Annotated in this window: 13 protein-coding genes; 2 read left to right on the top strand and 11 right to left on the bottom strand. The window is 63.8% G+C overall.

The window, feature by feature from the left end; all coding sequences use genetic code 11:
• Window positions 1–12: 12 nt before the first annotated feature.
• From WC739_RS05165 to WC739_RS05175, 3 genes are read right to left on the bottom strand one after another with little or no spacing between them, the layout of a single operon-like run.
• Window positions 13–1074, bottom strand: coding sequence for an ABC transporter permease (locus WC739_RS05165; RefSeq protein ID WP_372951943.1), 1062 nt, complete (start codon window positions 1072–1074; stop codon window positions 13–15).
• On the bottom strand, window positions 1071–2048 hold the full coding sequence (locus tag WC739_RS05170) for an ABC transporter permease (protein WP_372951944.1): 978 nt from the start codon (window positions 2046–2048) through the stop codon (window positions 1071–1073). Before WC739_RS05170 ends, WC739_RS05165 begins: the two co-directional genes overlap by 4 nt.
• Entirely contained in the window at window positions 2045–3535 is a 1491-nt protein-coding gene (locus WC739_RS05175) for a sugar ABC transporter ATP-binding protein (RefSeq protein ID WP_372951945.1), read from the bottom strand. Before WC739_RS05175 ends, WC739_RS05170 begins: the two co-directional genes overlap by 4 nt.
• A gap of 157 nt (window positions 3536–3692) precedes the next feature.
• On the opposite strand from WC739_RS05175, the gene WC739_RS05180 reads away from it, so the two are divergent.
• Window positions 3693–4715, top strand: a complete 1023-nt coding sequence (locus tag WC739_RS05180) for a LacI family DNA-binding transcriptional regulator (protein WP_372951946.1) — start codon at window positions 3693–3695, stop codon at window positions 4713–4715.
• A gap of 265 nt (window positions 4716–4980) precedes the next feature.
• On the opposite strand, the gene guaA is transcribed toward WC739_RS05180, so the two are convergent.
• The 5 genes from guaA to WC739_RS05205 all read right to left on the bottom strand — a co-directional run bounded on the left by guaA (window position 4981) and on the right by WC739_RS05205 (window position 9783).
• Window positions 4981–6543: a glutamine-hydrolyzing GMP synthase gene (gene guaA / locus WC739_RS05185; RefSeq protein WP_372951947.1), complete on the bottom strand. Its 1563-nt coding sequence runs from the start codon at window positions 6541–6543 to the stop codon at window positions 4981–4983.
• Window positions 6544–6589: 46 nt separating this feature from the next.
• Complete coding sequence (locus WC739_RS05190) at window positions 6590–7258, bottom strand: 5'-methylthioadenosine/S-adenosylhomocysteine nucleosidase (protein ID WP_372951948.1); 669 nt, start codon at window positions 7256–7258, stop codon at window positions 6590–6592.
• 150 nt (window positions 7259–7408) lie between these two features.
• Window positions 7409–7876 (bottom strand): PaaI family thioesterase, encoded by a 468-nt coding sequence (locus tag WC739_RS05195; RefSeq protein WP_372951949.1) that lies wholly within the window; start codon window positions 7874–7876, stop codon window positions 7409–7411.
• Window positions 7877–7965: 89 nt separating this feature from the next.
• Window positions 7966–8418: a TspO/MBR family protein gene (locus WC739_RS05200; protein WP_372951950.1), complete on the bottom strand. Its 453-nt coding sequence runs from the start codon at window positions 8416–8418 to the stop codon at window positions 7966–7968.
• 75 nt (window positions 8419–8493) lie between these two features.
• The gene (locus tag WC739_RS05205; RefSeq protein ID WP_372951951.1) at window positions 8494–9783 is read right to left on the bottom strand and encodes an RsmB/NOP family class I SAM-dependent RNA methyltransferase; all 1290 of its coding nucleotides are present in this window, start codon (window positions 9781–9783) and stop codon (window positions 8494–8496) included.
• 188 nt (window positions 9784–9971) lie between these two features.
• Between WC739_RS05205 and WC739_RS05210 the strand changes: the two genes are divergently transcribed.
• The gene (locus WC739_RS05210) at window positions 9972–10649 is read left to right on the top strand and encodes an MIP/aquaporin family protein (protein WP_372951952.1); all 678 of its coding nucleotides are present in this window, start codon (window positions 9972–9974) and stop codon (window positions 10647–10649) included.
• An 87-nt stretch (window positions 10650–10736) separates the two neighbouring features.
• On the opposite strand, the gene WC739_RS05215 is transcribed toward WC739_RS05210, so the two are convergent.
• The 3 genes from WC739_RS05215 to WC739_RS05225 form a co-directional block, all read right to left on the bottom strand.
• A complete protein-coding gene (locus WC739_RS05215) occupies window positions 10737–12509 on the bottom strand; it encodes an AMP-binding protein (protein ID WP_372951953.1) in 1773 nt (590 codons plus the stop codon).
• A gap of 180 nt (window positions 12510–12689) precedes the next feature.
• Window positions 12690–13388: an ATP phosphoribosyltransferase gene (hisG, locus tag WC739_RS05220; protein WP_372951954.1), complete on the bottom strand. Its 699-nt coding sequence runs from the start codon at window positions 13386–13388 to the stop codon at window positions 12690–12692.
• A complete protein-coding gene (locus tag WC739_RS05225; RefSeq protein ID WP_372951955.1) occupies window positions 13385–14506 on the bottom strand; it encodes an ATP phosphoribosyltransferase regulatory subunit in 1122 nt (373 codons plus the stop codon). The genes hisG and WC739_RS05225 overlap by 4 nt, the downstream gene beginning before the upstream one ends.
• Between the last annotated feature and the right edge of the window lie 86 nt (window positions 14507–14592).

Consider the following 14592-nt stretch of genomic DNA (forward strand, 5'->3'; position numbering starts at 1 on the left):
GCGCGGCTGTGCTCAGGGCCTGGCGCTCTCAATCTGAACCTTGAAGCCTGACGGCGGTCCGGATGGCGGTGTTGGATCACTCGCCACCAAGGCTTCCGCGCGCCGGCGGACCAGGCGTGCAAGCGGCTTGTCGCAAGCAAGCACACCGATGAGAATGGCCCCGTTGACGAGTTCGATCGTCGATGCCGACATGCCACCCAACCCAAGCCCGCTGGCAACCACGGACAGCAGGAAGGAGCCGCCGATGACGCCTACCAGGGAGCCACGCCCGCCGCTGAGCGCTATGCCGCCGACGAGCACCGCGGTCGCGGCCCCCAGCAGATTGTCGAAGTCGCTTCCGGGCGTGCTGGAAGCCAGCGATATGCCCTGCAGGGCTCCGGCGAGTGCAGTACAGCCGGCGCAAACAGCGAACGCTATCATCACGGTGCCCGTGACGGGCAACCCCGAGGCGCGCGCCTTCTTGTTGTCGCCGCCTGTCGCGTAGAGAAAACGCCCCCAGCGGGTAAGTTTGACCGCCCCGATGATGACCGCGATCAGCGCCAATGCGATGAGGCTCTGAAGCGAGAAAATCTTGAGGATCGGTTGTGTCAGTTGGAGGCTGACCGTGTAGTCGGTCATGGACACGAAGTTGTTGTCGGAGACCAGATATCCCAGACCCGTGCACAGCATCATCGTGGCGACGGTGACGGCAATCGATGGGATACGAAGGCGGCCGACCGCCCAGCCATTGATAAGTCCGAAGGTAATTCCTGTTAGCAAAGCAAGGAGGAGGCTGCCCGGCAACCCGAGACCATCGGCGTAACGGATAACGATCAGTCCGGCCAACGGGAAACTGCCAACGATCGATAGATCGAATTCGCCCGCCAGCATGACGACCCCGAGCCCGGTCGCGATCAATGCGAGAGCCGCGAAGATCTGGATGAGGGAGTACATGTTCCCGAAGCTGGCGAAATGCGGCACCGAAACGGAAAATCCCACGAAGGCTGCGAGCGCGAGACCCCAAGCAAGCAGGGTTCTGGCCGCCCAGTAGCTCTGGCGGGATATGATTTGGAGTTGGCGGGAGAGCATGGTCATCGGCGCTGGCGGCTTTCACGCGAATAGACGCCGGCAAGCACCACGACGGCGAGAACGAGAACGCCTTCCGTGACCCTTTGCAGCGAATAGTCGAAGCCGGCGAGAGAGGCGACGTTCACGAGCAGACCAACGAAGATCGCGCCGACCGCGGCGCCGATCGGCGTCCCGATGCCGCCGGTGACCGCGACGCCGCCGACGACTACCGCAACGATCGCGCCGGTCCCGAAGCCTGCGCCGAGTTGCAACTGGCCGGAACTCGACTGGGCGGACAGCAACGCTCCGGCAATTCCTGTCGTGGCACCGCAAATCGCAAAGGCCGAGACGATGAGCCAGGTCCTGGGAATGGCGGATATGCGTGCCGCCCGATCATTCAGGCCAAGCAGGGTCATCTGACGACCGGGAACGGTGTAACGAAGCGCCACATGCAGGCACAGCGTCACAACGAGGAATATAGCCGCTTCGACCGGCAGGAAATTGAAGATGGTTGCATTGAAAATCGAGGTGTCGCCTATGCCCATGATGGTTTGACCATCGGTAAGCAACTGTCCGGCGCCGACCATCACTGCATTGGCGGCGATCGTAACGATGATCGGGTCGCTTTCGAAATGTCCGACGATGAAGCCCTGAACAGCGCCGAGACATGTCGCCATGACGATCGTGACCAGCATCGCTTCAATGGCGCCGAGATGCAGGAAACTGGCAAAACAGATCGTGCTCAGCGCTGCCAGCGTGCTGATCGAAAGCGAAAACACCTGACCGCAGATGGTGATAAAGCTCAGCCCGACCGCGACGATGCCGATCAATGAAAGCGACAGGCTCAGCCCGCGGAAGTTGGACGCTGTGGCGAAGCCATCGAGGGTGAAGCCGGCAACAACGGCAACGACGACCGTTGCTACCGCTACAAGTGTTGCGCCCGAAGGCTGCGTCAGTCTTGGAGCGCCCAGTTTCATGACATGCTCCGAGATCGTGCTCATGCGGCCGCCCCACGCAAAATCTCTTCGAGCAGTTCTGGGTCTTTCGTTGTTCTGACGTTGTGCCTCCCCACCACGCGTCCGCGGTACATCGTCATGACCTCATCTGCCAGTTCACGTATTTCCAGGAGGTCGCTTGTCGACACGACAACCGTCATGCCCTCTCGGGCCATCTGCCGGACGCTATGGTAGATGTCGGGTCGCGCGCCGACATCGACGCCGCGGGTCGGCTCGCTCATGAGCAGGAGCTTGGGCACACAGGCGAGCGCGCGTGCCAAGGCCACCTTCTGTTGATTGCCGCCGCTGAAAGCCTGAACGTTCTCGCCAATCCGTGCCTGTGCAAAACGCACTTTCGAGGCCTCGCTGCGAGCCAGCGCTAGTTCTTTCCGGCGTTGCAGTACCGACCAGCCGCTTACCCGTTTCAGCGCGCTCGAAGAGATGTTGTCGGTGACGCTCGCATTCAGGAAAACGCCCTCGGTGGCGCGGTCCGCTGGTACGTAGGCCACGCCGCAGCGCTTGGTTCCGGCGTTCGAATGCAACGGTAAACGTGTGCCGTGAAGCATGGCGTTGCCGTTGGCTGGTGGCAGCAGGCCAGCCAACGCCCGAACCACGTCGTCCGCCCCGGATCCAACCTGGCCAAACAGCGCGAGGATGCGGCCGCAGCGACCGGAGAAGGAAACGTCGTCGAACCTGGGGGCAAGCGACAATGCGCTTACCTCAAGCGTCGGAGCCTCCAGCAGGCTGTCTTCGCTCTCAGCGACATCGAGCGGATCGTGCGCGGCGTGCCCGAGCATGTGGGAGATGATGTCGTGCATCTCGAACATCCGGGTGGGCCCAGTCGCGACAAGCTTACCCGATCGCATGATGGTGACATGATGGGCGAGCTGGAACACCTCTCCCAACCGATGGGTGATGTACAGCACCGCGTGACCCGTCTCCGCCAGGCGCCGCGCCGCCGCGTGCACCCGTTGGATTTCGACATCGGAAAGCGTAGCCGTCGGCTCATCGAGGATGAGCACTTTGGCATCGCGCATGAGACCGCGCGCGATCTCGAGGAGCTGTTGTTCGGCAAGCGACAGCGTCTCAACGGGCCGATCCAGCGAAACGGATTGCAACCCCGCCAAAGCGAGCACTTCGCGGGCGCGCCGGCCAAGCCGCCTGTAGGGAACAAAAACGCCCTTGGAACGGTCCGCCAACACCAGATTGTCGAGGACTGAAAGCTGCCGGATCACTGACAGTTCCTGGAACACCATGGCCACATCGCGGTTCGCGTGTGCCGGTCCGGCCACTTCTCCGGCTGTGGGGGCGGTCACCCCGGCAAGGATTTTAACGAGCGTGCTCTTTCCCGCGCCGTTCTCGCCGAGCAAGGCGTGAATCTCGCCGGCCCGGAACGCGACGTTCACATCGTCGAGGACTGTCACCCGGCCGTAAGCCTTGCTAAGACCTTTGGCTTCCAGCAAGGCGGGCGTGCTAGCCGACGAAAATGTCACCCGCTCGTTCTCCTATTCAAATCCGAACCATCTGTGATAGGAAGCGTCAACGATCGCGTAGAACGATCTACGTGGATCGATCCACACGTAGCTGAACTTTTGTGACCCTGCAACAGATTTGTGTGCTTTGTCGGGTTGCTCCTGCAGGGATTTTGTCATGGCTATTGAAAGAACCGGTCGGCCAACCATTCGCACGGTCGCAGAAGACGCTGGCGTTTCCCGGTCGGCCGTTTCGAAAGTTCTATGCAACGCTTATGGCGTAAGCCCCGAACTGCGCGCCCGTGTCGTGGCGTCGATAAAGCGTCTGGACTACCGTCCACAAACAGCGGCCCGCGCGATGCGAGGCCGCACCTTCACCTGGGGCGTTCTTGCATCGGAAATTCACAATCCGTTCTTTGCCGATATATTGTCAGGCATAGGCCGAAAGCTTGAGGGAACGCCTTATCAACCGCTTCTCGGTGTCAGCCAGTCTTCTCACGAGACCGAGTCTTCGCTCGTGGAGGCCATGTTGGACCGCCAGATGGACGGGCTGATATGGATCGCGCCAAGAGTGACGAGCGATATTCTGCATGCGACCGCGCGCTTGGTGCCCACGGTGTTCGTCGCCTATCACGAGGCCGGTTCCGAGGATTTCGACACGGTCAATGTAGATGATGAGAAGGCCGCCCAGCTCGCTGTCGACCACCTGCATTCCATGGGATTGAGGAAGATTTCGATGATCAGCGTCAACTGGCCGGACAGGGTAGGCGCGGTTCCACATCTGCGTGAACGGGGATATGCCATGGCCATGCGTGGGCATGGCTTGCAAGACCTGATCGAGGTGATGCATTCGGAGGAAAGCGCGGTTGACGTCGGAGCCCTTACGGCGCGAGTTCTCAGTCGCCGGGACCGGCCCGAGGCGTTACTGTGCTGGAACGATGCCGCCGCTCTGGAGGCGCTCAGCGAGGCGAAGCGCGTTGGAATTGACGTGCCGCATGACGTGGCGATCATCGGTATTGACAACACCGCGTTTTGTCGGCTGGAGCAGAACTCCCTGACCAGCGTCGATGTGTTTGCCGAGGGGCTTGGCGAGAACGCTGCCCGCATGCTGATAGAACGACTCGACGGGCGCACCACCGCGAAGCACATACTTCTTGAGCCGCAGTTGAACGTGCGCCGTAGCTCTTCCAAAAACGGCTAAGGCCAGTGTCGGCACATGTTTCTTGCCACCGACCCTCGCATCGACGATATCCGACCATTCCTGCATCATGTGGCCGCGTTGCACTTCATGTTCGGTACTCAGAAAAATTCGGGTGGGCAATATGCGGAAGGTCCGTCAGGCGGTCCGTCAAAGCCAATCTTTGCGTGCCGATTGTCGCTGGTCGTTAATGAAAGGATTTATCTTTGTTTTCAGTATCTCACGTCGCAGATTGGCGTATCTTCGGCGGCGTCTGAGTGGGCCTGACTCATTCCCACTCGATTGTGCCAGGCGGCTTCGAGGTGACGTCGTAGACAACGCGGTTGATGCCGCGGACCTCGTTGATGATGCGCGTGGCGGCGGCGCCGAGGAAGGCCATGTCGTAGTGGTAGAAATCCGCCGTCATGCCGTCGACCGAAGTGACGGCGCGTAGCGCGCAGACGAACTCGTAGGTGCGGCCGTCGCCCATCACGCCGACGGTCTGCACCGGCAACAGCACGGCGAAGGCCTGCCAGATGGCGTCGTAGAGACCCGCCTTGCGGATCTCGTCGAGATAGATGGCGTCGGCCTCGCGCAGGATCTCGAGCTTCTCGCGGGTGATGCCGCCCGGGCAGCGGATGGCAAGGCCGGGGCCGGGAAACGGATGGCGGCCGATGAAGCTCTCGGGCAGGCCGAGTTCCTTGCCGAGCGCCCTCACCTCGTCCTTGAACAGTTCGCGCAGCGGCTCGACGAGTTGCATGTTCATGCGCTCAGGCAGGCCGCCGACATTGTGATGCGACTTGATGGTCACCGACGGGCCGCCGGTGAAGGAGACACTCTCGATGACGTCGGGATAGAGCGTGCCTTGCGCCAGGAATTCTGCGCCGCCAAGTTTTTTCGCTTCCTCCTCGAACACCTCGATGAACAGACGGCCGATGGTCTTGCGCTTTTTCTCGGGGTCGGATTCACCCTCCAGGGCGCCGATGAAACGGTCAGAAGCGTTGACCAGGATGAGAGGCAGATTGTAGTGCTCGCGGAACATCGCCACCACGCCCGATGCCTCGTCCTTACGCATCAGGCCGTGGTCGACAAGGATGCAGGTGAGCTGGTCGCCGACCGCCTCATGGATCAGCAGCGCGGCGACCGACGAGTCGACCCCGCCCGACAGCGCGCAGATGACCTTGCCCTTGCCGACCTGCTTGCGGATGGCCTCGACCGCGTGCTCGCGGTAGGCGCGCATCGTCCAGTCGCCCTCGATGCCGGCGATGTTGTGGACGAAATTCCTCAGCAGCCTGGCGCCGTCGGGCGTGTGCACGACCTCGGGGTGGAACATGATGCCGTACATCCGGCGTTCGACATTGCCGAAAATGGCGAAGGGCGAGCTTTCCGACTTGCCGAACACCTCGAAGCCCGGCGGCAAGGCGATGACGCGGTCACCATGGCTCATCCACACCTGGTGCCGCTGGCCCGTCGCCCACAGCCCTTCGAACAGCGGATTGTCCTTCTGGATCTCGACGAAGGCGCGGCCGAATTCGCGATGGTTGGAGCTTTCGGCGATGCCCCCCATCTGCACGCACATGGCCATCTGGCCGTAGCAGATGCCGAGCACCGGCACGCCGGCGTCGAAAACAATCTGGGGCGCGCGCGGGCTGCCTATGTCCGACGTCGAGGCCGGACCGCCCGACAGGATCACGGCTTTCGGATTGATGCGTTTGAACGCGGCTTCGGCCGACTGGAACGGCACGATCTCGGAAAACACCCCCGCCTCGCGGATGCGTCGGGCGATAAGCTGCGTGAACTGGCTGCCGAAATCGACGATCAGGACGGTATCGGGATGATTGGCTGTTTTCATGGCGAGCGTTTAGAGAAAGAAATGAGTCGGCGCAATGGGTTGCGGCTCAGACCGGCCTTGGTTCTTCATGGGCCGAATCCGACCGTAGCAGCCCCGACGCGATCGCCTGTTCGAGCCGCAGGACGGCGTCCGCCAGCTTCTCGTCGATGACATGCAGATATTCGGTCCAGTCGCCGACATGCCTGAGATCCGCCGCGCCATCAGAAATGCCGCGCAGACCGACCAGGGGGATGTCGAACAGATGGCAGGCGCGCAGGCAGGCAAAGGTTTCCATGTCGACCATGTCGGCGGCGATCGCGTCATAGGCGGCACCGGTGATGATCGCGCCGCCACTCGACAGCGTCGCCTCCCTCATGCCGTTTATCCTGAACGGCAGCGGCACCGTCACCGGCAGATCGAGAAACGGCGTCGCGCCTTTTTCGAAGCCGAGCGGCGAAGCGTCGATGTCGCGGTAACTCACTGAGACGGCCTGGTAGATTTCCGTCTGCTCCAGCGTGCGGCTGCCGGCCGAGCCGAGCGAGACGACGAGGTCCGGCAAGGCCTTCTCGGATTTCAGCCAGGACAGTTCGGCGCCCAGCCGAACACCGGCTTCGACCGGGCCGACGCCTGTCATCAAGGGCGTGAACAGCCGCTGCAAGTGCGGGCCATATTCGGCCTGCGCCGCCATGACGAAGAGGACATCCTTGCCGCCTATTCGCGACACCTTGCCTGCCATGACTAGCTGCTCCCCGCTTAGACTAGATTGTTGATACCGGCACCGTTGATACCGGCGCAGCCGGGGGCCCGCTGCCTGCGGCAGCTCCCCGGTTCGAGCCCTTTGAAAGGTCCACTGGACCTTTCAATTCGCCTTTGGCGAATCGGGCTCTCACCCCTCGATCCCGTCGCGGCCCATTACGGCCATCATCGTTCCGGTCATGGTGGCTATGAGCTTGGCCTCGCCATCGGCGGCGAAGGCATAGGCCTGGCCGTCGGCGACGATGATGGTGCGGCCGGGCTTGGTCACCGAACCGCGGAACAGGAAACGCTCGCCCCTGCCCGGCGCCAGCAGGTTGACCTTGAACTCAATGGTCAGCACACCGGAATTTTCCGGCATCAGCGAGAAGGCGGCGTAGCCGCAGGCCGAGTCGAGCGCCATCGAGATGACGCCGGCATGCAGGAAGCCATGCTGCTGGGTCAGCGCCGCGGAATAGGGCATCTCGATCTCGATGATCCCAGGCGTCACCAGCGTCAGTTCGGCGCCGATCGTGGCCATCGCCTGCTGGCGCGCGAAGGAGGTCCTGACGCGGTCTTCATAGTCCCGGGCGGGAACGATCTTCGCTGCTGCCATGGCCATTGCTTCCTTTAGGCGGACAAGCTTATCGCAGAGGCACGGGCGGCAGGCAAACGCTTTTGCTGCACTGCAACAAGACGATGTCGCTCACCCTAGTTCAACAACAAGAGTGAAGCGTTGAGCAGCGTGGCGAAGGTAACCCAGGCCGCATAGGGCACGAACAGCCATCCGGAAAGCCGGTCGCGGTTCCACACATGGACTATGAACACGACGATGCTGGCGAGAAGCAGCACGACGACCACCAGGGCGGGTCCGATCATTCTCGCTCCGAAGAAGGTCGGCGACCAGAGGAAGTTCAAGACAAGCTGGACGCCCCAGATCTTCATCGAGGTGCCTGTCGGTTCCCGCAGCCACGTCCGCCAGCCGGCCACGGCGACCAGCACATAAAGCAATGTCCAGGCGGGGCCGAAAACCCAGTTGGGTGGATTGAAGGGCGGCTTGGCTAGCGATGCATACCAGGCGCCCGGCAGCGTCGCGTAACCGATCAGCAGGCCTCCGCCCATGACGAGGATGAAAAAAAGCAGGAGCGACAGATATCTATGCAAAATGTTCCCCGTGATTGGCGGCCGGACGCCGCGTATTCGAAACTGGGGCGCTAGCGCCGCACGTCAACGGCGGCGTCAGTCCACACGGCGCATGGCGCAGATATAAAACCCGTCGGTGCCGCTCAACGCCGGCGACAGCGAGATATCCCCCGCCGCGCCAATGCGCGCCGCGGCCTCATGGCCTGGAAAACGGCTGTCCCAGAGCTGGCGGTGATCGACCGGCGTGAAACCTCCATTTCGGTCCCGGAACGCCGCGACCTGCTCGCCATTCTCCTCGTGGAACACCGAGCAGGTGATGTAGACCAGCAGACCGCCCGGTTTGACGTAAGCGCTGGCCGCATCGAGGATGGCCGACTGCTCGCCCTTGCGAGCGTCGAGCTGGCGTTGCGTCAGCCGCCATTTCGCATCGGGCCGGCGCCGCCATGTGCCACTGCCGGTGCAAGGCGCATCGACCAGCACGATGTCCATGTGGTTGGCAAGCGGGGCAAGCTCTGCCGGCCGGGCGACGACCTGCACATTGCGGTTCTCCGAGCGGCGGATGCGATCGAAGATCGGCGCCAGCCGCGCTTTTTCCGCATCGTGGGCAAAGACCTGGCCCGTATTGCCCATCGCCGCCGACAGCGCCAGCGTCTTGCCGCCGGCACCGGCACAGAAGTCCAGCACCTGCATGCCGGCTTCGGCCCCGGCGAGCGCCGCCGCGATCTGCGAGCCCTCGTCCTGAACCTCGAACCAGCCCTTCTGGAAGGCCGGCTCGGCCTGCACGTTCGGGTGCCGGCCATCGCCGTCGATCGGCGGGATGCGGATGCCGTTCGGCGCGAGGGCGGCGGGTTTGGCGCCGGTTCCCGACAGTTCCGCCAGCACCTTATCGCGATTGGCCTGCAGCGTGTTGACCCTCAGGTCCAGCGGCGGGCGTGTCGCCAATGCGGCCCCCTCGGCGACCCAGGCGGCGCCGAAGGCCTGCTCGAGAAGCGGCGCGCACCAGTCGGGCACATCCGCCCGCACCGCGTCCGGCGCATCGGCAAGCCGGCGCCCGGCGATCGCCTGGAGCTCGCCTTCGGTCAACAGCGGCGGCGCGAACTTGTCGCCCTCGAGCGCGCCATTGAGCGATTGGGCCGTCTGGCCCCATTCGAGCAGCAGCGCGCCGAAGCCGATGGCGCGCGGCGTGTCCTCTCCGAGCAGCCATCCGGCGGACCGCTTGTGGCGCAACGCGTCATAGACGATGTTGCCGATCGCGGCGCGGTCGCCGCCGCCGGCGAAGCGATGCGACAGACCCCAGTCCTTCAGCGCATCGGCGACCGGCCGGTGGCGCCGGCCGATGTCCTCCAGCACTTCGATGGCCGCAGCCAGCCTTCCGCCCAGTCGCATGGTGTTGTTCCGTCACGTAGAAAACTATTCCGGCCCTGCTCTAGAGCGCGCAACCGGCGCGCACAAGCGGGCCAGCCGGCACAAGGGCTCCGCTTTCCAACATTTGCGGTTGCGAATACTCTTTCGGCCATGATTCGGGGCGCCAAACACGAGCCGGCGGATCGATACGAAGAGAGGGCAAGAGGGCAATGAAGACTTATCTGGCGGAAGTTCTAGGCACATTCCTGTTGGTGTTCATCGGGACGGCTTCTGTGGTGACAGGCGGCTTCGGCGGCGCGCTGCCGCTCGGCCAGGAAGGCATCGGTCTGGCGTTCGGCATCGGCCTCATCGCAGCCGCCTATGCGATCGGTCCCATTTCGGGCGCGCATCTCAATCCGGCGGTGACGCTGGGTGTCTTCCTTGCCGGCCGGCTGAAGGCCAAGGATGTCATCCCCTACTGGATCGCGCAGATCATCGGCGCCATCCTCGCCTCGCTGGCGCTGTGGATCATCGTCTCCGGGAAGGCCAGCGACCCAATCACCAACTTCGGCGCCAATGGCTGGGACGTGACGAAATGGGGCGTCAGCTCGGCGTTCCTGTGGGAGCTGATCGGCACCTTCACCTTCGTCACCGTGATCCTCGGCGTCACCGCTGAGAAGCACTCGACGGCGTTTGCCGGTCTGGTCATCGGCCTCACCCTGGCAGGGTTGCATTTCGCCATCATCCCGGTGACCGGAACATCGCTCAATCCGGCCCGCTCGATCGGCCCGGCGCTGTTTTCCGGCAGTGCCGCGATCAGCCAGCTCTGGCTCTTCATCGTCGCGCCACTGATCGGCGGCGCCATTGCCGGCGTGGTGGCCAAGGCGCGGGTGTTCGAGAAAGACTGAGATCTGGAAGGCCGGAGATGAAGAAAGCGCGAGCCGTGGCTCGCGCTTTTTCATTGGCGGGTGAAGATTGCGCGGCCCGGCCACGGATCACGCCGTCCTCTGCGCCACCAGTCCCAGTTCCTCCACCATCGCCTCGCGCATCAGGAACTTCTGCGGCTTGCCGGTCACCGTCATCGGCAGTTCGGTGCGGAAGCGGATGTGGCGGGGGATCTTGTAGTGGGCGATCTGGCCGGCACAGAAGGCCTTGATCTCCTGCTCGGTGGCGATCTGGCCCGGCTTCAGCACGATCCAGGCGCACAGCTCCTCGCCATATTTGGCATCCGGAATGCCGAACACCTGCACCTCCCTGACCTTGGGATGGCGATAGAGGAATTCCTCGACCTCGCGCGGGTAGACGTTCTCGCCGCCGCGGATGACCATGTCCTTGACGCGCCCGACAATGTTGCAATAGCCCTCGGCGTCGATGATTGCGAGGTCGCCGGTGTGCATCCAGCCGTCGCTGTCGATCGCCTCGCGGGTCTTGTCCAAGTCGTCCCAATAGCCCTTCATCACGGAATAGCCGCGCGTGCAAAGCTCGCCCGGCGTGCCGACCGCGACGGTGGCGCCGTCGGCGTCGACCGCCTTGACCTCGACATGCGGGTGGACGCGGCCGACGGTCGAGACGCGCTTTTCCAGGGGGTCGTCGACGCCGCTCTGGAACGAGACCGGGCTGGTCTCGGTCATGCCGTAGGCGATTGTCACCTCCGACATGTGCATCAGCGACACCACCTTCTTCATCACCTCGATCGGGCATGGCGAGCCGGCCATGATGCCGGTGCGCAGGCTGGACAGATCGAAGGACTGGAAATCCGGATGGTCGAGCATGCCGACGAACATGGTTGGCACGCCATAGAGGCCGGTGCAGCGCTCCCAAGCCACGGCGTTGAGCGTGGCGCCGGGATCGAACCCCTCGCCCGGGAAAACCATGGTGGCGCCTTTAGACACGCAGCCCATCGTGCCCATCGACATGCCGAAGCAGTGGTAGAGCGGCACCGGAATGCAGAGCCGGTCGTCGACGCTCAGCTTGATCGCCGAGGTGACGAAATTGCCGTTGTTGACGATGTTGGCGTGGGTCAGCGTCGCCCCCTTGGGTGCGCCGGTCGTGCCGGAGGTGAACTGGATGTTGATCGCGTCACCGGGCCTCAGCCCCTCGGAGATACGATCGAGGCTGTCATGCTCGTCGCGGCCTGCCATGGCCAGAACGTCGCCGAAATTGAACATGCCGGGCGAGTTCTCCTCGCCCATGCGGATGACGATCCTCAGCGTGGGCAACTGCCTGGCCTTGAGCTTGCCCGGTGTCGCCGTGGCGATCTCCGGCGCCAGCGTCGCGATCATGCCGAGATAATCCGAGGTCTTGAAGCTGGCCGCCGTGACCAGCGCCTTGCAGCCGACCTTGTTCAAGGCATAGTCGAGCTCGGTCAGCCGATAGGCCGGGTTGATGTTGACCAGGACCAGACCGACGCGGGCGGTGGCGAACTGCGTCACCAGCCATTCCCAGCGGTTGGGCGACCAGATGCCGACGCGATCGCCCTTCTCCAGGCCCAGCGCCAGGAAGCCGGCGGCCAGCGCATCCACGGTGTCCGACAGCTCGCTCCAGGTGAAGCGCTTGTCCTGGCCGACGAAGACGGCGGCATCCTGCGTGGCGTATTTGCTGGCAGTGTCGGAAAACAGCGCGGGTATCGTCTTGTCCAGCAGCGGCATGGCGCGCTCGCCGGAGACATGCGCCTTGCCGTCGACGGGTGCCAGGAAGGCGCCGCCAGCGCGCGCTCCAGGGCCGCGCAGGTTGGTGGCGTTCTTCAGCTCGTCGAGATTGACCGGCATGGCTGTTTTCCTCCCAGGCCCGCGAGTCTATCAGCCCGGCGGGGTGGTGGAAATCCGTCGATGGTGGTGGGAGGCAGGGGCAATCGCCTCAGAGAAATGACAGTTTCATTTCGTGCTGGATGCTATCAATCATCAAGCTGGCGCAAACCCAAAACGATTGTCCGGATGCTGAAAGGTGACCTACGCTGCTACCGCAGCCATTTTCTTGGCGATGTCGCGCAACAGAGCCTCGTCATCCGTCGCACGCGTCTTCTTCGACGCCACGAGGCAAGCCTGCGATTTCAGCACAACGCCGTCGCCCAAGACCTTGAGATGATTGGCGCGGAGCGTGGCGCCCGAGGTGGTGATGTCGACGATGACATCGGCCAGCCCCGCCGCCGGCGCGCCTTCGGTGGCGCCCAAGCTCTCGACGATGCGATAGACCTGGATGCCGTGCTTCTGCGAGAAGAATTGCTGGGTCAGCCGCCAGTATTTGGTGGCGATGCGCAGACGCCTGCCATGACGCTGGCGGAAATCGGCAGCGACGTCGTCGAGATCGGCCATGGTGTCGACATCGAGCCAGATGTCGGGCACCGCGACCACGACGTCGGCATGGCCGAAGCCGAGACGGGCAACGATTTCGGCGCGGCTCTCCCAATCGGCGCGGCTTTCGCGCAGCAGGTCCTCGCCGGTGATGCCGAGATCGACCGTGCCCTGGCCGATCTCGCCGGCAATTTCGGAAGCCGACAGGAACGCCACCTCGACAGTGTCCAGTCCTTCGACTCGGGCCTGGTATCTTCGCTCGTTACCCGGCAGGCTGACGGCGAGGCCGGCCTTGGCCAGCACCTCCAGCGCCTGCTCCTTCAGTCGGCCTTTCGAGGGGATCGCCAGCGTGATCATGGCGCCGTCTCCCGCAACGCCTCGATGCGGTCGAGCCAGACGGAAAAGCCGACGCCGGGGATCGGCGCCCTGGCGCCGAGCAGGGTCAGCAGCCGGTCATAGCGGCCGCCGCCGGCCAACGGCCGGTCGCCACCCTGCACCGCGATCTCGAAGACGAGACCCGTGTAATAATCGAGCGGACGGCCGAAGGCGGCGTCGTAGCGGATTTTCTCCGCCGGCAGGCCATGCGCCTCGATCGCCTTGGCGCGAGCCGCAAATTTCTCCAGCGCGGCATCAAGCGAAAGACCGGCGCCATCGGCGAAGATCTCCAGCGCCCGGGACGCGCCGTCAAGCGGCACATCGATCGCCAGAAATCCCTTCAATGCCGCGAAGGCCTCGTTCGACAGCCGCACGCTGCGCAGTTCGGCCTTCTCGATCAGCCGCCGCGCAATGTCGGACGGCGCGCGCCCGGCCGACGCCGAAAGGCCGGCTTCCTCCATGCCGCCGGCGATGTGCGCCGACAAGCCGTCCAGGTCGCCATCGAGAACAAGGGCAGCGACCGGACCGGAGAGCTGGCCGTTGCGCGGCGGGTTTGCGAGATCGGCGAGGGCCGCCTCCAGCATCGGTGCCGAGCCGAAGGCGCGGGCAAGCCGCATGCGCCATCCGCGCGGCAGGCCGAGGGCTGCGAGCACCGCCTCGAAAATGGTCTGGTCACCGAGCGTGACCACCAGTTCCTGGCCGGGCAGCACCAGCGAGAGCAATGCATAGGCGTCTGCCACCGAGCGCGCATCGGCTTGCGCGGTGTCACGGTCGCCGAGATCCTCGATGCCGGCCTGGAAGAACTCGTTGCCGCCCTCGCGGCGCTGGCGAAACACTTCGCCCAGATAGGAATAGCGGCGCGGCGTGCCGGCCTGCGACCTGATGTGGTCGAGACAGACGGGAATGGTGAATTCCGGCCGCAGGCACAGCGCCTGCCCGGTCTCGCTTTCGGTGAGGAAGATGCGACGGCGCAAATCCTCGCCGGCCATGTCGAGGAACGGGTCGGCTGGCTGCAGGATGGCGACCTCCACCGCATGCGTGTCGCGCGCGGCGAAGAGGTTGGCGATGTCGGTTGAGATGGCGGGGAAGCGGGAGGTCATGAAGCGCCGCCTCTCCTTCTCCCCTTGTGGGAGAAGGTGGATTGGCGCGCAGCGCCAAGACGGATGAGGGGTGTTGGACGGAATGA

Source organism: Mesorhizobium sp. (assembly GCF_041661565.1).
Taxonomy (GTDB): Bacteria; Pseudomonadota; Alphaproteobacteria; order Rhizobiales; family Rhizobiaceae; genus Mesorhizobium.